Annotated in this window: 21 protein-coding genes; 16 read left to right on the forward strand and 5 right to left on the reverse strand. The window is 61.4% G+C overall.

All coding sequences use genetic code 11. The annotated features are described in order from the left end of the window. The first annotated feature begins 53 nt into the window (after positions 1-53). The 4 genes from B5E67_RS09945 (at position 54) to B5E67_RS09960 (ending at position 2691) form a co-directional block, all read left to right on the forward strand. Positions 54-500 carry a hypothetical protein gene (locus tag B5E67_RS09945; RefSeq protein WP_242956928.1) on the forward strand — a complete coding sequence of 149 codons (447 nt, stop codon included), beginning with the start codon at positions 54-56 and terminating at the stop codon, positions 498-500. 2 nt (positions 501-502) lie between these two features. Then, complete coding sequence (locus tag B5E67_RS09950; protein WP_087246888.1) at positions 503-694, forward strand: hypothetical protein; 192 nt, start codon at positions 503-505, stop codon at positions 692-694. A gap of 35 nt (positions 695-729) precedes the next feature. Continuing rightward, positions 730-1659 carry a hypothetical protein gene (locus tag B5E67_RS09955; RefSeq protein WP_087385079.1) on the forward strand — a complete coding sequence of 310 codons (930 nt, stop codon included), beginning with the start codon at positions 730-732 and terminating at the stop codon, positions 1657-1659. 198 nt (positions 1660-1857) lie between these two features. Further along, positions 1858-2691, forward strand: coding sequence for a Cof-type HAD-IIB family hydrolase (locus B5E67_RS09960; RefSeq protein ID WP_087385081.1), 834 nt, complete (start codon positions 1858-1860; stop codon positions 2689-2691). Between the two features lie 86 nt (positions 2692-2777). Here the strand turns inward: B5E67_RS09960 and B5E67_RS09965 are convergent, their stop codons facing one another. From B5E67_RS09965 to B5E67_RS09980, 4 genes are all read right to left on the reverse strand, one after another. Beyond that, positions 2778-3974: a sodium ion-translocating decarboxylase subunit beta gene (locus tag B5E67_RS09965; protein ID WP_087246882.1), complete on the reverse strand. Its 1197-nt coding sequence runs from the start codon at positions 3972-3974 to the stop codon at positions 2778-2780. Positions 3975-4001: 27 nt separating this feature from the next. Next, complete coding sequence (locus tag B5E67_RS09970) at positions 4002-4445, reverse strand: OadG family transporter subunit (RefSeq protein ID WP_087385082.1); 444 nt, start codon at positions 4443-4445, stop codon at positions 4002-4004. 310 nt (positions 4446-4755) lie between these two features. After that, positions 4756-5847, reverse strand: coding sequence for a Xaa-Pro peptidase family protein (locus B5E67_RS09975; protein WP_087385084.1), 1092 nt, complete (start codon positions 5845-5847; stop codon positions 4756-4758). Between the two features lie 45 nt (positions 5848-5892). Beyond that, positions 5893-6570 carry a DUF624 domain-containing protein gene (locus B5E67_RS09980; RefSeq protein ID WP_087385086.1) on the reverse strand — a complete coding sequence of 226 codons (678 nt, stop codon included), beginning with the start codon at positions 6568-6570 and terminating at the stop codon, positions 5893-5895. A 238-nt stretch (positions 6571-6808) separates the two neighbouring features. On the opposite strand from B5E67_RS09980, the gene B5E67_RS09985 reads away from it, so the two are divergent. From B5E67_RS09985 to B5E67_RS10035, 11 genes are all read left to right on the forward strand, one after another. Beyond that, positions 6809-7669: a MurR/RpiR family transcriptional regulator gene (locus tag B5E67_RS09985; protein ID WP_087246874.1), complete on the forward strand. Its 861-nt coding sequence runs from the start codon at positions 6809-6811 to the stop codon at positions 7667-7669. Positions 7670-7865: 196 nt separating this feature from the next. After that, positions 7866-9218, forward strand: coding sequence for an extracellular solute-binding protein (locus tag B5E67_RS09990; protein ID WP_087246872.1), 1353 nt, complete (start codon positions 7866-7868; stop codon positions 9216-9218). 164 nt (positions 9219-9382) lie between these two features. Next, the gene (locus B5E67_RS09995; protein WP_242956929.1) at positions 9383-10309 is read left to right on the forward strand and encodes a sugar ABC transporter permease; all 927 of its coding nucleotides are present in this window, start codon (positions 9383-9385) and stop codon (positions 10307-10309) included. 15 nt (positions 10310-10324) lie between these two features. Continuing rightward, a complete protein-coding gene (locus B5E67_RS10000; protein WP_087385088.1) occupies positions 10325-11173 on the forward strand; it encodes a carbohydrate ABC transporter permease in 849 nt (282 codons plus the stop codon). Between the two features lie 40 nt (positions 11174-11213). Further along, on the forward strand, positions 11214-12152 hold the full coding sequence (locus tag B5E67_RS10005; protein WP_087385090.1) for a dihydrodipicolinate synthase family protein: 939 nt from the start codon (positions 11214-11216) through the stop codon (positions 12150-12152). 102 nt (positions 12153-12254) lie between these two features. Then, entirely contained in the window at positions 12255-12707 is a 453-nt protein-coding gene (locus B5E67_RS10010) for a YhcH/YjgK/YiaL family protein (protein ID WP_087246866.1), read from the forward strand. A gap of 27 nt (positions 12708-12734) precedes the next feature. After that, positions 12735-13436 carry an N-acetylmannosamine-6-phosphate 2-epimerase gene (locus tag B5E67_RS10015; protein ID WP_087385092.1) on the forward strand — a complete coding sequence of 234 codons (702 nt, stop codon included), beginning with the start codon at positions 12735-12737 and terminating at the stop codon, positions 13434-13436. Positions 13437-13438: 2 nt separating this feature from the next. Further along, a complete protein-coding gene (locus tag B5E67_RS10020; protein WP_087385094.1) occupies positions 13439-14362 on the forward strand; it encodes an ROK family protein in 924 nt (307 codons plus the stop codon). Between the two features lie 301 nt (positions 14363-14663). Continuing rightward, positions 14664-16043: a PTS transporter subunit EIIC gene (locus tag B5E67_RS10025; protein WP_087385095.1), complete on the forward strand. Its 1380-nt coding sequence runs from the start codon at positions 14664-14666 to the stop codon at positions 16041-16043. A 1-nt stretch (position 16044) separates the two neighbouring features. Then, positions 16045-17487, forward strand: a complete 1443-nt coding sequence (locus tag B5E67_RS10030; RefSeq protein WP_087385097.1) for a 6-phospho-beta-glucosidase — start codon at positions 16045-16047, stop codon at positions 17485-17487. Between the two features lie 83 nt (positions 17488-17570). Next, on the forward strand, positions 17571-18482 hold the full coding sequence (locus tag B5E67_RS10035) for a MurR/RpiR family transcriptional regulator (protein ID WP_087385099.1): 912 nt from the start codon (positions 17571-17573) through the stop codon (positions 18480-18482). A gap of 119 nt (positions 18483-18601) precedes the next feature. Here B5E67_RS10035 and B5E67_RS10040 read toward each other — a convergent pair whose 3' ends face one another. Then, a complete protein-coding gene (locus B5E67_RS10040) occupies positions 18602-19744 on the reverse strand; it encodes a M20/M25/M40 family metallo-hydrolase (protein WP_087385101.1) in 1143 nt (380 codons plus the stop codon). 366 nt (positions 19745-20110) lie between these two features. Here B5E67_RS10040 and B5E67_RS10045 point away from each other — a divergent pair, with 366 nt between their 5' ends. Then, on the forward strand, positions 20111-21064 hold the full coding sequence (locus tag B5E67_RS10045; protein WP_087385103.1) for a hypothetical protein: 954 nt from the start codon (positions 20111-20113) through the stop codon (positions 21062-21064). Positions 21065-21118: the final 54 nt, after the last annotated feature.

Raw genomic sequence — 21118 nt, forward strand, 5'->3', positions numbered from 1 at the left:
GGTCCTTTTCTTCCCCGGGCAAGTGTGCTACAATGAAACAAAGGAGGCGCACCATGGATCAATATCATTTTTACGGCTGGGAACAGGCGGACGTCCCGGCCCGGGAGACAAGCTATCCGGGCATCCGCACCCCGCTGGATTTGTACGACAAACTGTCGCAGGTGTGGTGCCGGGAGACCTGTGCGCCGCGGCTGCAGGCCGCCTGGACCCCCGAAAACAAGACCCTGGGTCAGTGCTCCATCACGGCGTTCCTGGCGCAGGATATCTTCGGCGGGGAGGTGTATGGCGTTCTCCGCCCCCGCGGGAACTACCACTGCTACAACGTGGTGGATGACCGTGTGTTTGACCTGACCAGCGAGCAGTTCGGCGGGGAAACCCTCTGCTATGAGGACAATCCCCGGCAGTTCCGGGAGGTCCACTTTGCCAAAGAGGAAAAGCGCCTGCGGTATCAGCTTTTGAAGCAGCGCCTGAAGGAAATCTGTGACGGGACGGAGGGGTGAAGATGGATCGTTTGGAGGCGTTCGAGGCCATGCTGGCCGACCTGACCCGCCAGGCTGAGGCGGAAAAACAGCAGATGGAGCAGCTGAAGGCAGCCGGAAAAGAAAAATCCGCCACCTATCGCCAGTATTTTGGCAACAAGCTGATCTACAGCCAGATTTTTGCCTGGTATAAGAAGTATGGTCTGATGGATTGACCGCCGGCGGTTAGCCCGGCCGAAAGGAGCCGCAGATGGAGGAATTGAAAAGGCTTTGGCAGCAGGTAGCCGAACAGAAAATTGTGCAGGCCAAGTACCATGAGCTGCAGTCCCAGCGGGGGGAGGTGGCCTCCCGGCTGAAAGAGCTGGAAAAGACAAAGGCAGAGGAACAGGCCGATGTGGACCGCTTGGAAAAAGGCGGCCTGGCGGCGTTTTTCTACCAGATGGCGGGCCGGATGGAGGAAAAGCTGGACAAAGAGCGGCAGGAGGCTTATGCGGCCCGGGTCCGCTACGATGCCGCTGCCCGGGAACTGTCGGCCCTGGACCGGGAGCTGGGCCGCATGGAGGCCCAGCTGAAAGAGCTGTCGGGCTGCGACCGCCGCTACCAGGAGGCGCTGGTGGCCCGGATGCAGGAAATCAAGGCCACCAACAGCCCTGCCGCCCAGGAGCTGGTGGAGAGCGAGACCCGGATCATGGCCATGAAACTCCGCCAAAAGGAAATCCGGGAGGCGGTCCAGGCGGGACACACCGCGCTGGAAACCGCCCGCCAGATGCAGGAATCCCTGGACGACGCCGAGGGATGGAGCACCATAGACCTGATGGGAGGGAGCGTTTTCAGCGACCTGGCCAAGTATGAGCATCTGGACCAGGCCCAGGAGCTGGCGGAACGGCTCCAGATGGAGCTGCGGCGGTTCAAGACCGAGCTGGCGGATGTGGAAATCAACCCGGAGATGCAGGTCACGGTGGATGGATTTTTGCGGTTTGCGGACTTCTTCTTCGACAATTTCTTCACCGACTGGGCGGTGCGGGACCATATCGTCCAGGCCCAGGAACAGGTCCAAAAGACCCAAAGTCAGATTCACCGCCTGCTGGACAAGCTGGACCGGATGGACTCCGCTTTGAAAGCCCAGCTGGAGGACGAGTGCGAAAAACAGGAGCAGATTGCCCGCAGCGCAGAGCTGTGAGCGGCCCTGCATTTCCCCGGGAAAATCTGCGCTGAAAGAAACAAGCTCCCCTGCGGCGGCCCGGCCGGGCTTCTGCGGGGGAGCTTCTTGTTTGGATGGGGGCAAAAAAGGCTGTACCAAACCCCGAAAATCTGGTATCATGAAAGCCGAAAGGACTGCGGCCCGGCCGCAAAACGCCAGAAAGAAGGAGAAACACCCATGGGAAAGATTCTGTTCATTGACATCGACGGCACCCTGGTGGATTACGAAAACCGCCTGCCCGCCTCGGCGGTGAAAGCCATCCGGATGGCCCGGGCGGCAGGGCACCGGGTGTACCTGTGCAGCGGCCGCAGCAAGGCCGAGAACAAACAGGAAATCTGGGACATCGGCCTGGACGGCTACATTGGCGGCAACGGCAGCTATGTGGAGTCGGACGGGGAAGTGGTGATGCACCAGCTGGTCACGCCGGGGCAGTGCCGGCGGATTGTAGACTGGCTCCACAGCCGGAAACTGGAATTCTACCTGGAGAGCAACAGCGGCCTGTACGGCAGCGAGAACTTCCGCCAGCGGGCGGTTCCGGTGATGAAAGAGTACTGCCGCCGCAAGGGCAAGGCGGACGCCGACCAGGCCAGCCCCGACACGGTGTTCCCAACCATGATCTATGGGGCCGACCTCTACCGGGACGACGTGAACAAGGTCAGCTATATCCTGGACAGCTATCAGGACTTTCTGGACGCCAGGGAGCAGTTCCCCGACCTGCAGAACGGCACCTGGGGCGGGGCGGGGGAGACGGCCCTGTTCGGTGACCTGGGTGTGAAGGGCATCACCAAGGCCCGCGCCGTGGAGGTGCTGCTGAAATACCTGAACGCCCGGCAGGAAGACACCATCGCCTTTGGAGACGCGGCGGTGGATATCCCCATGTTTGAGGTCTGCGCCCAGAGCTGCTGCATGGGCAGCGGCGGGGATGGAGCCAAGGCGGCGGCCGACTATGTGACCACCGCCGTGGAGGAGGACGGCCTGTACAACGCCTTTGTTCACTTCGGCCTGCTGTAAAAGCTCCCGCATCCAACCCGATAAACACAAAAAGACGGCCGGGCTTCAAAAGCCCGGCCGTCTGCCGTTTTATGGTAAGCTGGGGATTACAGGCCGCGGCACATGTTGATGAGGATACCAGCGGCCACGGCGCTGCCGATAACGCCGGCCACATTGGGGCCCATGGCGTGCATCAGCAGGTAGTTGCGGGGGTTGAATTCCTGACCCACTTTCTGGGAGACACGGGCGGCCATGGGAACGGCGGAGACGCCGGCCGAGCCGATCAGAGGATTGATCTTGCCCTTGGTGACGAAGCACATGATCTTGCCCAGGATGACGCCGCCGGCGGTGCCGAAGGCGAAAGCAAAGACGCCCAGGAAGATGACCATGACGGTCCGCATGTTCAGGAAGGTCTCTGCGTTGGTGGTGCAGCCCACCGAGAAGCCCAGGAAAATGGTGATGATGTTCATCAGTTCATTGCCGGCGGTCTTGGTGATGCGCTCCACCACGCCGCACTCCTTCATCAGGTTGCCCATCATCAGGCAGCCGATCAGGATGGCGGCATCCGGCAGCAGCAGGCTGACCAGGATGGTGACAATGATGGGGAACAGGACCTTTTCGGTGTGGCTGACCTTGCGGGGAGCCTCCATGATGATCTGGCGCTCTTTCTCAGTGGTGAGCAGCCGCATGATGGGGGGCTGAATGACCGGCACCAGAGCCATGTAGCAGTAGGCTGCCACGGCAACCGAGCCCAGCAGTTCCGGAGCCAGGATGGAGGTGGTCAGAATCGCGGTGGGGCCGTCGGCGCCGCCGATGATGCCGATGGAAGCGGCTTCCGCAGGGCTGAAGCCCAGGATGCGGGCGCCGATGTAAGCCACGAAAATACCCAGCTGTGCAGCCGCACCCAGCAGCAGGCTGGAGGGACGGGCGATCAGCGGTTCAAAGTCGGTCATGGTGCCGATGCCCAGGAAGATCAGCGGCGGATAAATGCCCAGCTTGACGCCTAAGTACAAATAGTCCGCCAGACCGCCCGAGCTGCCCAGCATCTGCCAGTTGATATGGCCGGTCTCGTTGATGAAGATGTCCATATGGATGATGCCATCCAGCGGCAGGTTGGCCATCAGCATGCCGAAGCCGATCGGCAGCAGCAGAAGGGGTTCAAACTGATGCACGATGGCCAGATAGATCAGAATGCAGGCTACCAGCAGCATGACCGCATAGCGGTAGCCGCCCACCGCCGTGAAAATCTGTGCGTAGCCGGAATTGGCAAAAATTTCCTGAAGATTGTTGATAATTGCGCCCATTGTATCACGCTTCCTTCCCCGATGAAGTTACATAAAGGGCCGGGTGCTCTGTACCACACCGGCGTCGCCCCATGCGCCGCGGCGGGAACCGCCTGCCTGCGGCATACGGCGGATCTCACGGACCACAGCGTGGCCGCCTTCCATCGAGTAGATGGCGGCGGAGATCACAGCCACAACTTCGCCCGGGATGCCGGTCTCGACCACAGGGGCCGGGGCGGCCGGCGCAGAAACAGCGGCGCGCGCAGCAGGTGCAGCCGGCTTTTTCTGGGCGCTCTTGTTGAGTTCGTCCATTGCTTTGGCACGCTTTTTGGCGCTGTCCTTGTCGTTGAACGAGTCAAACAGCTTGCCTTCCAGCGTGATAATCAGGCACAGGGCGACCAGAAGTCCGAACACCAGCACCAGACTAGTGGACACCAGCGAGGCGTCGAACAAGGTCAGGCCGCCGGCAGCCAGCGGTAAAAGATAATCCATGACGGGCCCTCCTTCATTTGCAATTTCCCGGTGCAGACCGGGCAGAATACCTAAACCCGAATTGACACTATTATAACATGACGTCTAATTTTTTGCCAGTGAATTTGGAAAACTTTTTGTATTTTATTGCAATAATGGCCAAATTTTATGGAAATGCGGACCCTGCGTCCCCGCGGGTCGTCTGCCCTGCGGGAAGGGCTGTCCCGGGCATCGCCGGATAAGATCCACGCATAACCACCGCTTTTGCCCCGGTGCGGGCCGCCGGGCGCAGAAAGAGCCGGGCCCCTGCAGAGAGGCCCGGCCCAAAGGGTTATTTCAGAATCCGTCCGTGCTTGTCCACGCGGTTGAGGATTTCGCAGCCATCCTCGGTCACCAGCACCAGGTCCTCCACCCGGACGCCGAACTTGCCCGGCAGGTACACCCCCGGCTCGATGGAGAAAATCATCCCCGGCTCGGCCAGAGCGGTGTTGGCACTGCTGACGTCTCCCTGCTCGTGGTCCCGCTGGCCGATGAAATGGCCCAGGCGGTGGGTGAAGTATTCGCCGTAGCCCGCCGCGGCAATGTGGTCCCGGGCAGCCTTGTCCAGCTCACAGAGGGGGACGCCGGGGCGGACCAGTGCCTCGGCCCGCTCGTTGGCCTCCCGCACCAGATCGTGGACGGCCCGGGCCTCCTCGCTGGCCTCCTGCCAGAAGAAGGTGCGGGTCATGTCGGAACAGTAGCGGTCCTTGCGGCAGCCCATGTCGATGACGATGGAGTCGCCGGGAGCCAGCGGGGTGTCGTCCGGCTCGTGATGCGGGTCGGCCCCGTGGGCGCCAAAGGAGACAATGGTGGGGAAGGAGGGGCTGCTGCAGCCCAGGGCGGTGTACCGGCTCTCAATGAACCGGGCGGCCTCCCGCTCGGTGACTCCCTCGCGGAAGAAGCCGGCCACTTCCTCCATGACCTGGTCGTTGATCCGGGAAGCGGCCCGCATCAGTTCCTGTTCGGCCTCGTCCTTGCAGGCGCGGCAGTGATCCACGCAGTCGGAGGCCAGGACGGGCCGGGCGCCGGGCAGCCGCTCCATCAGGGGCAGCAGGAAGCGGGCGGTCCAGGTCTTGTCGATGCCCACCGGTGCGGCGGGGTCCAGCCGGGCGGCCAGAAGGCCCACGGCGTCGTCGGTGTCGGTGAACCACACCTGCTCCCAGGGAGCGGCGGGGGCGGGGAACAGCCGGTTCAGGAAAAAGCAGTGACGGCCGTCCTGCCGCACGCAAAAGACCTGCATCCGCTCGATGGGGTCGTTGTCGTAGCCGGTCAGATACCAGACGCTGTCCGGGTCGGTGACCAGAAGCTGGGTCAGGCCCATGGCGGTCATCCGCTGGATGACCCGCTCCAGGCGGGCCTGGTAAAGCTGTGTCGATTCGTCCATAGGGAAAGACTCCTTCCTATTTATAAAAGATACGGGGGGAGGGGATTACACTTCCTCCTCCTGGGTTTCAGACTCCTCCTCGTCCGGGCAGACGGGTTCGTCGGGGGTGTCGTCGGGCTGGTAGCGGCGGAATACCGGCTCCAGCAGCAGGGTGAACAGCCAGGCCGCCGCCCCCGGCAGGATGACGATGGGGATCAGCAGCACCCGCACCAGCAGGGCCGAAATCCCCACAATGGCCACCAGACCGATGGTGCGGGGCAGACAGCCCAACGTCAGCCGCAGGGCGGTGAGCATCAGGTCCACCGGCCGGAACGCAAACCGGGACAGCAGGGGAAACATCCAGCAGGCGGCCCCCACCGGCAGAATCATCACCACCAGGCAGAAGATCAGGGCGGCCCAGGCGGCGGAGGTCCCCGCAGAAGCCGCAGCGGCGGTCATCTGCAGGGCGTACACCAGCATCAGCAGCACAGCGCCCCACACCACCGTCACCAGACTGGCGGGAAGCAGCTCCCGGCGGAACGTCTGCACAAACCGCTTCCAGGGCATGGGCTCGGGGCCGCGCAGACAGTGGGCCGCGGCGTCGTAGAGGGCGGTGGTGGCGGCGCCCGCCGTCACCAGCGGCAGGGAACACAGAAGCCACAGCAGGCTCAGGATCAAGAGGTCGGCCAGATGGTCCAGCGTCTGCCAGAACTTGTTTTCCGGGTTGAATATGCTGCCAAACATCGCACAGGGCTCCTTTCACACGGGTCGGACAGGCGGCGTCTGCCCTTACAGGGCAGGCCCGCCTCGGCTGATGTTATCATAGCACATTCGGGAGCGGTTGTCATCTGCCCCCGCAGCCCGCCGGGGGCCTTTTTTGGAAGCAGCAGAGGGATTTTTCAAAGATTGAAAATTTTTTTCATACATGATACTATACACTCAGAACCCGATATTTTTAACGCGATGATAGGAGGAAACCACTATGCCTGCCAATCTGCGAAACGTGATGGAACGGATCAGTGCAGAATATTACCAGTTGACCGCGTCGGAGCGCAAGGTGGCGGATTATGTCAACGACCACCAGCAGGAGGCGCAGAATTTGTCCATTTCCGAGCTGGCGGAGGCCTGCGGGGTGGCGGAGGCCACCATCACCCGCTTTTGCCGCAAGCTGGACTATAAGGGATACAATGCCTTCAAGCTGGCACTGGCCAATGTTGTGGGCAGCCGCCGGGGGATGCCCTTCCTCAGCGGAGAAGTGACCCCCGAGGACGACATTCAGGAAATGTGCCATAAGCTGTACGGCGCCGAGGTGGAGGCCATCTCCCAGACCCTGACCCTCATCCGGCCCGACAACATCCGCCGGGCGGCGGATCTGCTGACCCGGGCCGACAAGGTGTTCTGCATGGGCCAGGGCGGCTCCATGATTATGGCGGAGGAGGCGGCCCACATTTTTTCGACGGCAGGCAAAAGTTTTTTTGCCATGAGTGATTCCCACACCCAGATTGTCTACACCGCCACCCTCACCGAACAGGACGCCATCCTCTTTTTCTCCTACTCCGGCGCCACCCGGGAGGCGGTGGAACTGCTGGAGCTGGCCCACCGGCGGAAGGTGCCGGTGGTGCTGGTGACCCATTTCCCCAAGTCGCCGGCCTGCGCCTATGCCGATGTGGTGCTGCAGTGCGGCGCCAACGAGGGCCCGCTGCAGCTGGGATCGGTGCCGGCCCGTATGGCCCAGCTGTTCCTGATTGATGCCCTGTTCACCGAGGTCTGCCGCCGCCAGGAAGACACGGTGGAGGACGTCCGCAGCAACCTGGCCGACCTGCTGGCGGCCAAGCACCTCTGAAAGGAAAGCAAAAGCCTTGTTTGAAAATCATAAATCACAGAAAAATCTGTCTGAAAAAAATTTTCAAAAAAATACACAAAATGTATTGACTTTTATTTGTCTTCTTTGTAAAATGGACTCAAGAGAACCGGAGGCGCACACTGGCCGACCGGTAGGGCAACCGGCTTGATAACCGGCACGACAAAAGGAGAACACTATGAAGAAGAGAGCAATTTCACGTCGGGACTTTCTGAAGGTCACGGGTGCCGTTGGCGCAGCCGGCCTGCTTGCTGCCTGCGGCGGTTCGGATTCCAGCAGCACCGCTGCTTCCACCGCCAGCTCGACCGCTGCTTCCACCGCTTCCGGCGATGGCGTGTCGATTTCGCTGTGGACCTACCCCATCGGTTCCTGGGGCGGCACCGAGTCCAAGCTGGACGACATCATCGCAGCCTTCAACAAAGTCCATCCTGAGATCACCGTCACCTACGAGACTCTGGACTACCAGAACGGCGATAATCTGGTCACCTCGGCCATCACCGCCAAGGAGACCCCCGATATCATCATGGAAGGCCCCGAGCGTCTGGTTTCCAACTGGGGCGCCAACAACCTGATGGTGGATCTGAGCGACCTGTGGGCCGACACCGAGGACGACATCGCCGCAGTCAGCGATTCCGTGGTCAGCGCCTGCCAGCTGAACGGTGCTTACTATGAGTACCCCCTGTGCATGACCACCCACTGCATGGCCATCAACTACGAGGTCTTTGAGAAGGCCGGCGCTCTCCAGTATCTGGACGAGGAGACCCGCACCTGGACCACCGACGATTTCGTCAAGGCCATGGAGACCATCCGTGATTCCGGCCTGGCCGCTGTGCCCGGCATCATCTACTGCGGCGGCCAGGGCGGCGACCAGGGCACCCGCGCACTGGTGAACAACCTCTACTCCGGTACATACACCAACGCCGACCACACCGAGTACACCGCCAACAGCCCCGAGAACGTCAAGGCTCTCGAGCTGCTCAAGAGCATGGTGGACAACCGCAGCCTGAACGCCAACGCCGGCTTCCAGGCATCGGATGAGCTGCAGCAGTTCGCCAACGGCACCGCCGCCGTCACCTTCTGCTGGAACGCCTCCAACAAGGCACAGTATGCCTCTCAGGTCACCTTCACTCCGTACGCCATGGCATTCCCCTCCGATGACGGTGTGCCCGAGCTGTGCGGCGGTATCTGGGGCTTCGGCATCTTCAACAGCGGCGACGACGCCCGCATCGAGGCCGCCAAGACCTTCATCCAGTTCGTCTGTGACGACGCCAGCCAGGCTGCTGAGAGCGTCCGCCTGACCGGTTTCTTCCCGGTCCGCGAGTCTCTGGGCGATGTCTATGAGGGCACCGACCAGGCTGAGCAGATGGGCGAGTTCGCATCTCTGATGCCGTACCTGGGCGACTACTACAACGTGGCTCCCAACTGGACGGCTCAGCGCCAGAACTGGTTCAACATGCTGCAGGAGATCATGGTCAATGGCACTCCCGCACAGGAAGCCGCTGACGCCTTCGTCGCAGCAAGCAATCCGTAAAGGACATCTCCGGCCTTGTACAGAGCCCGCCCCCGGCGCGCCGCTGACAGCCGGATGATCCTGACAGGAACAAACGGCGCGCCTGCCGCCTGGTCACCACAGGGGCAGGCGCGTTTTATGTGAATCGCCGTCTCTTATGCAAACTGTGAAAGGAGGGAATCAACGTGGCTCAGACTTCCGTTAAGGAACAAAAAGCAAATGGTTCCAAGGGACGTCCCGCCAGCCGCGTGCTGGCCCGGCGGGAGACAATTTCCGCCTATCTGTTCATGCTTCCCAGTCTGATCTTCTTTGTGGGATTCGTGCTGGTGCCGATGGGAATGTGCCTGGTCTACAGCTTTTTGGACATGGGCATCGACACCTCGGCCGCAACCTTCGCCGGCTTGAGCAACTATATCGAAATGTTCCAGGATAAGACCTTCATCCGTTCGCTCTGGAACACCGTCCTGATCGTGGTGGTGTCGGTCCCCCTGGTCACCGCCTTCTCTCTGTGGGTTGGCTCTGCCATCTATCCCATGCGCTCCAAGATGCGCTCCTTCTTCCGCTGCGTGTTCTACCTGCCGGTGGTTACCGGCTCGGTGGCCGTCACCGTGGTGTGGAAGTGGATGTTCAACCCCTACAACGGCCTGCTGAACCAGATTTTCGATACCGTCGGCTTTGACTGGCTGGGCGATACCCGCACCGCCATCTGGTGTATCATTATGATCCTCTTCACCACCTCCATCGGCCAGCCCATCGTCCTGTACGTGGCGGCCCTGGGCAACGTGGACCGCTCCCTGGAAGAGGCCGCCGCCATCGACGGCGCCACCCGGCTGCAGATTTTCTGGAAGATCAAATGGGCCCAGATCATGCCCACCACCCTGTACGTGCTGGTCATCACCACCATCAACAGCTTCCAGTGCTTCGCACTGATCCAGCTGCTGACCCGCGGCGGCCCTCTGGGCAGCACCAGCACCCTGATGTACTACATCTTCGATATGGCGTACAACTATCAGCGGTTCGGCTATGCCAACGCCATGGGCGTCGTGCTGGCCATCTTCATCGCCATCTTCTCCGCGATCCAGTTCAAGGTCGCGCAGACGGACAACGGTTAAAAGGGAGGTATTGGGATGTCCAAGAAGACAAAATCAAGCCTGGACGGCCAGTCCCGCGGTTATAAGATTTTTGTAATCATCGTGCTGGCGCTCCTGGCGGTATTCTTCATCTTCCCCCTGTACTGGATTTTGACCGGTTCGCTGAAGGATGCCATCACCATCAACGCCCAGAAACCCCAGTGGTTCCCCCTGAATCCCACCCTGGACAACTATGTGCGGCTGTTCAAGCAGCCCGCCATCCAGTGGCTGCTCAACACCATCATCATCGCGGTGGCCGCCATGGCGCTCACCTGCATCACGGCAGCGCTGGCCGGCTACGCTCTGGCCAAAAAGCGCTTCTATGGTCAGACCGTGCTGTTCAGCCTGCTGGTCTGCGCCATGGCTCTGCCCAAACAGGTTATCGTCATCCCCCTGCTGCAGGAGATGAGTGCCCTGGGTCTGAACAACAACCTGCTGGCAGTTATCCTGCCCACCGTTGGCTGGCCCTTCGGCATCTTCCTGATGAAGCAGTTCTCGGAGACCATACCCACCGAAATGCTGGAGGCTGCCCGTATCGACGGCGCCAGCGAGGTGCGCACCTTTGTCTCTATCGTGTTCCCGATGGTCAAACCCGGCGTAGGCGCCCTGGCCATCTTCACCTTCGTCAACACCTGGAACGACTACTTCCTGCAGTTGATCATGCTGCAGCGCCGTGAGGTTCTGACCATTTCCACCGGTATCGCCCGTCTGCAGGGCGAAGTCTCCTCGGACTTCGGCCTCATCATGGCCGGCGCTGCCCTGGCCGCAGTGCCCATCGTGGCAGTCTTCCTCATGTTCCAGAAGTACTTCACCCAGGGTATTACCATGGGCGCTGTCAAGGGCTGAGCCCGACGGCTTCCCACTACGAGATTGGAGTGTTTTCATCATGAAAGATTGTACCAAATACCAGGGCGTTATCCCGGCTTTTTATGCCTGCTACAATCAGGACGGCACCATCTCGGCCGAGGGTGTCAAGGCCCTGACCCGTCACCTGATCGACAAGGGCGTCAAGGGCCTGTATGTGGGCGGTTCTTCGGGCGAGTGCATCTATCAGCATCCCGATGAGCGCAAGGCCGTGCTGGAAGCCGTCATGAGCGAGGCCCGCGGCAAGATCACCGTCATCGCCCATGTGGCCTGCAACAACACCGCCGACTCGGTGGAGCTGGCTGCACACGCTGAAAAGTGCGGCGTGGACGCCATCGCCGCCATCCCGCCCATCTACTTCCACCTGCCCGAGTACGCCATCGCCGAGTACTGGAACGCCATGAGCGCCGCGGCCCCCAACACCGAGTTTGTGATCTACAACATTCCCCAGCTGGCCGGCACCGCTCTGACCATGAGCCTGCTGAAAACCATGCTGAAGAACCCCAACGTGGTGGCGGTCAAGAACTCCTCCATGCCCACCCAGGACATCCAGATGTTCAAGGACGCCGGCATTGCCACGCGGGGCGAGGGCGGCTTCGTGGTGTTCAACGGTCCCGATGAGCAGTTTGTCTCCGGCCGCGCCATGGGCGCCGACGGCGGCATCGGTGGCACCTACGCCGTCATGCCCGAGCTGTTCCTCAAGATGAACGAGCTGATCGAAAAGGGCGATATCCCCACCGCCCGCAAAGTCCAGTATGAGGCCGACCGCATCATTTATAAGATGTGCGAGGCCCACGGCAACCTGTACGCCGTCCAGAAGGAGATTCTGCGCCGGATGTACGGCCTGGAGCTGGGCGGTGTCCGCGCACCCCTGCCCAACCTGATCCCCGAGGATGAGGCTGTGGTGGTGGAGGCCGAGCGGATGATCCGCGAAGCCATCGCCAAGGCTGCTGCCCTGTAAAAACTGCATACCTTCATTGCATAACCAGACGCCCGGTGGCTGCCGGCCCCAAAGGGCACGGAGCGCCGGGCGTTCTGCCTGAAACGAAAGGGAGGACCCGCCATGATTACCGACAGCCTCAGCTGCCTGAGCCATTACCGCGGCCTGCACCCCGCGCTGGATATCGCCATCCGCTGGCTGGAGGAGCATGACCTCGCCAGCCTGCCCAACGGCCGCACCGAGGTGGAGGGCCAGACCGTGTTCATCAACGTGATGGACGCCGACCTTCGCCCGGCGGAAGGTGCAGACTTTGAGGTCCACCATCTCTATGCCGATTTGCAGATTGACCTGACCGGCAGCGAGTACTGGGCCTGGACCACCCGGGCCGAGCCCACCGGGGCCTTTGATGAAAAGGCGGACTGCGGTTTTGCCGCCGGCCCCGAACAGTCCAGCGGCCTGCTGGGGGAGGGGCGGTTCGCCCTGTTCCTGCCGGGAGAATACCACAAGCCCAGCTGCATCAGCCCGGTGTCACGCTCGGTGCGCAAGGCGGTTGTTAAGATCCGGATGGGCGGCTGAACCGCCCCACAGAAGGAGGAAATCCAGATGGAAAAAGAAGCAATTTTGAAGCAGATTCAGCACGGCCTGATCGTTTCCTGCCAGGCGCTGGAGTATGAGCCCCTGTACACCAAGGAGGGCGGCGTCATGCCCCTGATGGCCAAGGCTGCCGCCATGAGCGGCGCCGTGGGCATCCGGGCCAATACGGTGCGGGACATCACCCAGATCAAAGAGGTGGTGGACCTGCCGGTCATCGGCATCATCAAAAAGGATTACCCCGGCACCCCCATGTACATCACCGTCACCATGAAAGAGGTGGACGAGCTGGTGGCCTGCGGTGTGGATATTCTGGCGGTGCAGGGCACCAGCGCCCTGCGTCCGGACGGCAAGACCTCGGCGGAGTTCATCCGTGAGATCAAGGCAAAGTACCCCCAGCAGCTGGTGATGGCGGACATCGCCACCGACGAGGAGGCCATGGCCTGCGCTGAGGCCGGGGCCGACTTTGTAGGCACCACCATGCGGGGCTACACCCCCGAGACCCAGGGCATCAATGAGACCGACTTTGACTTCATCGCCCGTCTGGCCAAAAACTGCCCCGCCAAGGTCATCGCCGAGGGACATATCCACTACCCCGAGCAGGCCCGCAAGGCGCTGGAAGCCGGTGCCTTCGCTCTGGTGGTGGGCGGAGCCATCACCCGTCCCGCTGAGATCACCGCCCGCTTTACTGCGGCCATCGAGGATTTGAAGTGACCATGAAAACCTATCTTGGAATCGATATTGGAGGCACGGCGGTCAAGCTGGGCCTGGTGACCGAGGACGGCCAGGTGCTGAAACGGGCCGAAACCAGTGTCAGCTTTGACAATTACCAGACCCCCATTCTGGATACGGTGCGGAAAGCTGCCGCCCAGATGCTGGCGGAATGCCGCGCCGAAGGCTATGAGCCGGCGGGCGTGGGCGTTTCGGCCACCGGTCAGATTGACAGCAGCCAGGGCGTGGTGGCAGGCACCTGCGGGAGCCTGCCCGGCTGGCCCGGCGCCCCCATCCGGGCAGCGCTGGAGGCCGATCTGGGCCTGCCGGTGACGGTGGCCAACGACGCCAACTGTATGATCCTGGGTGAGGCCTGGGTGGGTGCGGCCAAGGGCTGCACCGACGTGCTGGGCGTCACCATCGGCACCGGTCTGGGCGGCGGCGTCATCACCGGCGGCCGTCTGCTGGAAGGCGCCCGGGGCCTGGGCGGCGAACTGGGCCATATGCGGATTCATGCGGCCCACGGCGAACCCTGCACCTGCGGCGCAGTGGGCTGCTGGGAGCGCCACGCTTCCACCTCGGCCCTGGTGCGCCGGGCCGTGAAAATGGACCCGGCCCTGGACAGCGGCCGAGCCATCTTTGCAGCGGCACAGCAGGGAAATGCTGCGGTGCAGCAGCTGCTGGATGACTGGATCGGCGAGATTGCCGAGGGCCTGGCCGGCCTGGTGCATCTGTTCAACCCCCAGCTGATTTTGATTGGCGGCGGCGTCAGCAGCCAGCAGGAGCTCCTGATCGAGCCTCTGGCCCGGCAGGTGAAGGCAGGGGTGATGCCCGCCTTTGCCCAGGGTCTGGAGATCCGTCCGGCGGCTCTGGCCAACGACGCAGGCCTGGTAGGTGCCGTCCGCTATTTCCTGGACAGCAAACACTGAATCTCTATCCTTTATAAAACAGGGCGTGCCCCAACCGGTTTTCCGGCGGGCGCGCCCTTTTGTTGTGCCGCGGTGCAAACAGAAAACGCCCGGCGAAACCGTCCGGGACGCGTAGTTGCAGGGGAGTGAAACTTTGTTTCAAAAAGAACGCCGTTCCTTCTGCCTGACGGGGGAGGGCGTGAAACAGACTGAAAGTCTGAATATTGCTCAAATCAAGCGCTGTTTGGTATAATATTCCCAGAACAAGGGAGCGATCCGGAGCGCATCCCTTCCGCCAACCGAGATGTGAAGGGAGTTTCATATGAGTAAAAATTACAAGCAGATCGCCCAGGACGTCGTGGCCGGCGTCGGCGGCGCAGAAAACATCAAGAATCTCTATCACTGCCAGACCCGCCTTCGCTTTACCCTTGCGGACGAATCCAAAGCGGACAAGGACGGCCTGGAAAAACTGGACGCCGTCAAAAAGGTGATTCTGAACGGCGGTGTCTATCAGGTGGTCATCGGCACCGACGTGGCCGAAGTGTTCGACGCCATCCAGCCGCTGCTGCCCAACCAGCCCGCCGCCCAGGCGGACACGGCCCCCGCCCAGAAAAAGAGCGCCTTTGAGCGGGTGATCGACTTTGTGGCGGGCGTGTTCCAGCCCATCATCCCGGCCCTGTCCGGCGCCGGCATGCTGAAAGCCCTGCTGGCCCTCCTGGTGGTCTTTAAGCTGGTGGATTCCACCAGCCAGACCTACGCCATCTTCAATTTCTTTGCCGACGCGGTCTTTTACTTCCTGCCCATTCTGCTGGCTTTTACCGAGGCCCAGAAGCTCAAGTGCAACCCGATTCTGGCCGCCGCTGTGGCCGGCATCATGATGCACCCCAACTGGGGCGCCATGGTGGCAGCAGGGGAGCCGGTGCGGTTCTTTGACCTGATCCCCTTCCACCTGGTGAGCTACACCGGCACCGTCATCCCCATCATTCTGGTAGTGTTTGTGCAGGCCTATGTGGAAAAGGCCCTCAACCGGATCATTCCCAAGTCGGTCAACCTGGTCTTTGTCCCCATGCTCACCTTCCTGGTGATGGGCACCCTGGCCCTGGCGGTTCTGGGCCCCATCGGCAGCGTGGTGGGCGAGTATCTGGCCCTGGTCTTTAACTTCCTGGCCGAAAACGCCAGCTGGGCCCCCGCCGTCCTGATCGGCGGCCTGCTGCCCTTGATGGTCATGTTTGGCCTCCACAACGGCGTCGCCCCCCTGGGCGTCATGCAGATGGCGGAACTGGGCTACGACAGCATCTTTGGACCCGGCTGCGTCTGCTCCAACATTGCCCAGGGCGTGGCTGCCCTGGTGGTCAGCCTCCGCACCAAAAACACCAAGGAGCGCCAGGTGGCCACTTCCGGCGGCATCACCGCCCTGATGGGCATTACCGAGCCGGTGCTCTACGGCGTCAACCTGCCCAAGAAGTACCCCCTGATCGCCGCTATGATCGGCGGCGCCTGCGGCGGCCTCTACGCCGGCCTGACCCACACCCACCGCTTTGCCACCGGTTCCTCCGGTCTGCCCGCCATTCTGCTGTACATCGGCGACGATACCATGATGTATTTCTACAACATCATCATTGCTCTGGTGATTACCGCAGTGGTTACGGCGATTGTCACCTATATCCTGTCCCTGAAATTTGAAAAGACGGAGGAAAACTGAGATGGCAAACCGATTCCCGGATGGATTCCTCTGGGGCGGCGCCACCGCCGCCAACCAGTGCGAGGGCGGCTACGATGCCGATGGCCGCGGTCCCAGCATCATTGACCTGGTGCCCTGGGGACCTGACCGCGCCGCCGTCTCCAAAGGACTGCTGGACCCCCGCACCCTGCCGGCCGGACAGTATTACCCCAGCCATGAGGCCATCGACTTTTATCACCACTGGAAAGAGGACATCGCTCTCTTTGCAGAGATGGGTTTCAAATGCTACCGTTTTTCCATCAGCTGGACCCGCCTTTTCCCCACCGGGGAGGAGGCCGAGCCCAACCCTGCTGGCCTGGCCTTCTACGACAAGGTGTTGGATGAACTGCGGAAATACGGCATTGAACCCCTCATCACCATCTGTCACTTTGAGCTGCCGGTACACCTGCTGAACCAGTACGGCGGCTGGCGCAGCCGCAAGACCATCGACGCCTTTGTTCGGTACGCCGAGGTGCTGTTCCGGCACTTTAAGGGCCGGGTGAAATATTGGATCACCTTCAACGAGATCAATATGCTGATGCACCTGCCCTTTGGAGGCGCAGGGGTCTGCTTTGGGCCGGGGGAGGACCCCGACCGGGTCAAATACCAGGTGGCCCACCATGAACTGGTGGCCAGCGCCCGGGCGGTGAAGCTGGGCCACGCCATCGACCCCGAGGCCAGAATCGGCTGCATGCTGGCCGGCGGTACGTACTATCCCTGGAGCTGCGATCCCGAGGACGTGCTGGCCGCCATCCAGCAGGACCACGTCAACTACTTTTTCAGCGACGTGCAGGTCCGGGGCCGGTACGCCCCCTATGCCCTCAAGAAAATGGAGCGCCTGGGCGTGACGCCCCGGATGGAGCCGGGAGACCTGGAAACCCTGGCGGCGGGAACGGTGGATTTTGTTTCCTTCAGCTATTATTCCAGCCGGTGCACCGCGGCCGACCTGTCCAGGACAGGGGCCGCCGTCACCACCAATGCCGCCACCACCCTCCGCAATCCTCATCTGCAGTCCAGCGAATGGGGCTGGCAGATCGACCCCACCGGCCTGCGGATTGTCCTGAACAACCTCTACGACCGCTACCAGAAACCGCTGTTCATCGTGGAAAACGGTCTGGGCGCCCGGGATACCCTGGAGCCGGACGGCACCGTCCGGGACGACTACCGGATCGACTACCTGCGCCGCCATATCCAGGCCATGGAGAAGGCGGTGAATGAGGACGGCGTCGAGCTGCTGGGCTATACCAGCTGGGGCTGCATTGACCTGGTGTCTGCTTCCACCGGCGAGATGAGCAAGCGATACGGTTTTATCTACGTGGACATGGACGACGCAGGCCGCGGCACCAAACGCCGCATCCCCAAAAAGAGTTTCTATTGGTACAAGCAGGTGATTGCCACCAACGGAGCTGACCTGGGAGAAGCCTGAGAAAAACCAATCGACAAGACCGCCCGGACCTGATACAATAGGCGTATCGGAACGGGCGGTCTTTCTGCCAGGAGGTGTTGTGTGTGAATCTGATCCAGCGGGTGGAGGAGGCAGCCGTCCTCTATGGCGGCGGCACCCGGAAGAACATCGGCGAGTTTATTTTAAAGGAGAAGTCCCATCTCTACCGCTACTCCATCCAGGAGATCGCGGACGCCACCTATACCTCCAAGGCGGCCCTGGTCCGCTTTGCCAAAGAGTTGGGGTTTTCGGGCTGGCGGGCCTTTCTCAAGGCTTTTGTGGAGGAACAAAAATACCAGGAATCCCACTACACCGACATCGACCCCAACTTTCCCTTTACCGCCCAGTCGAGCCGCCAGGATATCATCAACCAGATCTGCTCTTTGCAGGTGGAAAGCGTCCTGGATACAGCCGACCTGCTGGACCACGCCCCGCTGGATGAAGCGGTGGACCTGTTGAAGCGTTCCCGGCGGATCGGCCTGTTCGGCATCAGTCCCAACAGCCTGCTGGGGGAGTTGTTTGCCCGCAAAATGCTGAGCATCGGCCGGGTGGTGGATATCCCGGTCCAGGGAACCTTTGGCCTGCTGGCCAGTGCCTTGCAAAAGACCGACTGCGCCATCGTGATCTCCTACTCGGGCAACAGCGGCGTCAAGGAGACGGGGGCTATCCTGCCCATCCTGCAGGGGGCAGGGGTGCCGATTATTGCCATCACCAGCGCGGGGGAAAACCTGCTGCGCAGCGCGGCCCGGTATACCTTCAGCATCTCCTCCCGGGAGCGGCTGTACAGCAAGATTTCCACCTTCGCCACCGAAAACTCGATTCTCTATATTTTGAATGTGCTGTTTTCCTGCTATTTTGCCCGGGATTACGAGGCCAATCTGGACCGGAAACTGCATACCAGCCAGCTGCTGGAGCAGGAGCGGCGGACCACCATTCCGGCCCTGCTGGAACAGAAAAAAGAACCGGAACACGGCTGACGGCCTGACGCCGTCCCGTCCAAAACAAAGCGCGGAAGAACCGGCTGCCCCTTAGGTGCAGCGCGATTCCTCCGCGTTTTTATTCAGAAGGGGACAGCCCGCCTGGCCCGGGATAAGTCTCATTCCTGCGCGTATTCCAGCATCAGAGCCAGGACGATCTTGAGGCCGGTGGGCAGACTGTCCAGGTCCACCCATTCCTGGCGGGTGTGGGGCAGCCCGCCGTCCACGGTGCCGATGGTGTTGGCCGGGATGCCCAGAGAAAGGGGAATGTTGCTGTCGGTGGAGTTGGGGGTGTGGTCTGGTTCCTGCCCGGTGAAGGTGCGGATGATTTCGTCGCTCTGCCGGGTGAACAGGGCCAGAGCCTCGCGGTCCAGGGGGCCGTTGCCGGGCCGCACCCCCAGCAATTCCACCTCGAAGTCACCGCCGCGGCCCTCCCAGTGGGCAACCGCCTGACGGAACTTCTGCTCCATCTGGTCCAGACAGCTCTGGTCGGTGGAGCGGAACTCGTACAGCATGGAGGCCTCCTGTGCAATGGAGTTCACGGTGGTGCCGCCCTCGATGCGGCCTACGTTGAAGGTGGTTTTGGCCTGGGCAGGGGGCTGAATCTGGTATAGTTCTTCCACCATGCCGCACAGCAGCTGGATGGCGCTGGGCCGCCCGAAATCGACGTAGGAATGCCCGCCCTGGGTTTTGCAGGTGATGCGGTAGCGATAGGAACCCACGGCCGTGTCACAGCACAGAGGCATGTAGAGATCGAAGGAATAGAACGCCCCAATCCGGTCGCCGTAGGCGGCGAACAGGGCTTTGGTGCCGTCCAGATTGCCCAGCCCTTCCTCGCAGGCGTTGGCCACAATCAGGACGCCCTGGCGCAGCTGCACCTGATGTTGGATCAGATACCGGGCGGCCAGCAGGAGATTGACGAGATTGGCGGTGTCGTCCCCGATGCCGGGGGCAAACAGCTTGCCGCCCTCCTCCTGCATGGGCAGGGGGTCCAGGTCAGGGAAAACAATGTCGGTGTGGGCGGCAAAGACCACAAAGGACGTGCAGTCTCTGGGGCCCAGACGGCAGATGACGTTCTTGGCCGAATCGATGGTGACATTCTGTGCGCCCTGGGCCTGCAGCCAGTCCCGGCAGAAGGCGGCGCGGCGGTCTTCCCGGCGGGAGGGGGCAGGAATCCGGCCCAGAGTGCGCAGCAGGTCGGCCTGTTCCTGACGGCAGGCCCAGGCATAAGCTTCGATTTGGGTTTGACGGGCAGGGGTCATAGTGGGTTCCTCCATTTTGGGTCGGTGTGTTCAGGTTCATTATACCGGTCGGGGCGCCATCCTGCAAGAACAGAAAAAGCCGGTTCCCATGCCCGGGGACAGAACGCAGGATGGACGATGCAGAAAAGCAATGGTATAATAACCGCAGAAGCGGTTATTTGACCCAGAGGTGCATGCTGTGCATGGATCGGTTTTGGTCCGCTTTGGCGGACACGGTATAATAACTGCAAGAGCAGATATTGGTTCCAATCAGCGCGAAGCGCCCGCTCTTTGATGGAGGCAGGCCGTGGGGGTGCCCGCCCAGCGGACGTGGGATGACGGGCGCGGATTTTGGGCAAAAGATGCGGACAAAAGGAGGAACACAAGATGAAAAGAGCCGCGGCTGTTTTGGGGTCGGCTGTGCTGTATGCCGGCGCACTGCTGGCGAGTTTTTTGATCGCAGCGGGGAACGATATGAGGTGGTTTCTCTATGGGTTTCCTGCGGCGGCAGCGGTCTATTTTGTTCTGGCGGGGAATCTGTTTTCCCAGCGGCTGCAGCTGAACCGATGGTACTTGTGGCTGGGAATGAACCTGCTGGGCGGACTGGCGGGCTGGGGACTGCTGATAGCCTGTTTCCCCGTGTTGCTCTCCAATGGGTTTATCCTGGTTTTTCTGGTTCCGCTGACTATGGTTCTGGCGGTGGTGTGGGCCGTCGTGGGGGTGGGATTCCTCTGCGTGAAGCTGTTTCGGCACCGCAGTGCCGCCCTTAAAGCGAAAGGAAAAGTGCCCGCAGCTCGCCTGGAGCGGGCAGCTGCCTGGATGGAGAAGGCGAAAAACCTCGGGAGAGTGCTCAGCATTCCGCTGCTGATTCTGGCGGCCGCCAGTCTCTATGTCGGAGCCCGGGATTATGCCTCCATCCGCCCGGCGGACAGCTATGTGGATGAAGGGGTGCATACCTTTGTGCCCTACGATATCCTTCCTATCTCGGTAAAAAACAACGCCACCGGGCGGTATGGGCGTACCCATCCCACCAAAATTGTTTACATGGTTTACTATAAGACCACCGACGGCTCCGGCTACCGGTGGCAGGTGGAGGGCAGCACAGCCCGGACTCTGGCAGAGCAGAAATATGAGGAGGGACCGGTGGAGCGGCGGGTCCTGTCCATCCCCGAGGAGGACGCCTACATCACGGTGGAAGCCGATCAGACCGCGGAGAGCTACACCGCAGGCCTGCAGCGGAAATATACCCTCATCATGGGGCTGTCGGTGGCGTATCTGGCGGTGTATGCGGGGGCCTGGATTGTCATTTGGCGGAAAAGGGAGATGGAGCAGGCCGAATAAACCGCTTTCTGCCCCGGCATCAAGTCAAAATCAAAAGAAAAACGGTCGGGACAG

The sequence above is a fragment of the Faecalibacterium sp. An122 genome (assembly GCF_002160895.1).
Taxonomy (GTDB): domain Bacteria; phylum Bacillota; class Clostridia; order Oscillospirales; family Ruminococcaceae; genus Faecalibacterium.

Coding starts and splice junctions, on each gene's coding strand:
- B5E67_RS09975 (WP_087385084.1), bottom strand. CDS start 5,847: ATGGACGAATCGACACAGCTTTACCAGGCCCGCCTGGAGCGGGTCATC.
- B5E67_RS09950 (WP_087246888.1), top strand. CDS start 503: ATGGATCGTTTGGAGGCGTTCGAGGCCATGCTGGCCGACCTGACCCGC.
- B5E67_RS10030 (WP_087385097.1), top strand. CDS start 16,045: ATGGCAAACCGATTCCCGGATGGATTCCTCTGGGGCGGCGCCACCGCC.
- B5E67_RS10020 (WP_087385094.1), top strand. CDS start 13,439: ATGAAAACCTATCTTGGAATCGATATTGGAGGCACGGCGGTCAAGCTG.
- B5E67_RS09955 (WP_087385079.1), top strand. CDS start 730: ATGGAGGAATTGAAAAGGCTTTGGCAGCAGGTAGCCGAACAGAAAATT.
- B5E67_RS09985 (WP_087246874.1), top strand. CDS start 6,809: ATGCCTGCCAATCTGCGAAACGTGATGGAACGGATCAGTGCAGAATAT.
- B5E67_RS10010 (WP_087246866.1), top strand. CDS start 12,255: ATGATTACCGACAGCCTCAGCTGCCTGAGCCATTACCGCGGCCTGCAC.
- B5E67_RS10000 (WP_087385088.1), top strand. CDS start 10,325: ATGTCCAAGAAGACAAAATCAAGCCTGGACGGCCAGTCCCGCGGTTAT.
- B5E67_RS09960 (WP_087385081.1), top strand. CDS start 1,858: ATGGGAAAGATTCTGTTCATTGACATCGACGGCACCCTGGTGGATTAC.
- B5E67_RS09980 (WP_087385086.1), bottom strand. CDS start 6,570: ATGTTTGGCAGCATATTCAACCCGGAAAACAAGTTCTGGCAGACGCTG.
- B5E67_RS09965 (WP_087246882.1), bottom strand. CDS start 3,974: ATGGGCGCAATTATCAACAATCTTCAGGAAATTTTTGCCAATTCCGGC.
- B5E67_RS09970 (WP_087385082.1), bottom strand. CDS start 4,445: ATGGATTATCTTTTACCGCTGGCTGCCGGCGGCCTGACCTTGTTCGAC.
- B5E67_RS09990 (WP_087246872.1), top strand. CDS start 7,866: ATGAAGAAGAGAGCAATTTCACGTCGGGACTTTCTGAAGGTCACGGGT.
- B5E67_RS09945 (WP_242956928.1), top strand. CDS start 54: ATGGATCAATATCATTTTTACGGCTGGGAACAGGCGGACGTCCCGGCC.
- B5E67_RS10005 (WP_087385090.1), top strand. CDS start 11,214: ATGAAAGATTGTACCAAATACCAGGGCGTTATCCCGGCTTTTTATGCC.
- B5E67_RS10040 (WP_087385101.1), bottom strand. CDS start 19,744: ATGACCCCTGCCCGTCAAACCCAAATCGAAGCTTATGCCTGGGCCTGC.
- B5E67_RS10015 (WP_087385092.1), top strand. CDS start 12,735: ATGGAAAAAGAAGCAATTTTGAAGCAGATTCAGCACGGCCTGATCGTT.
- B5E67_RS10025 (WP_087385095.1), top strand. CDS start 14,664: ATGAGTAAAAATTACAAGCAGATCGCCCAGGACGTCGTGGCCGGCGTC.
- B5E67_RS10045 (WP_087385103.1), top strand. CDS start 20,111: ATGAAAAGAGCCGCGGCTGTTTTGGGGTCGGCTGTGCTGTATGCCGGC.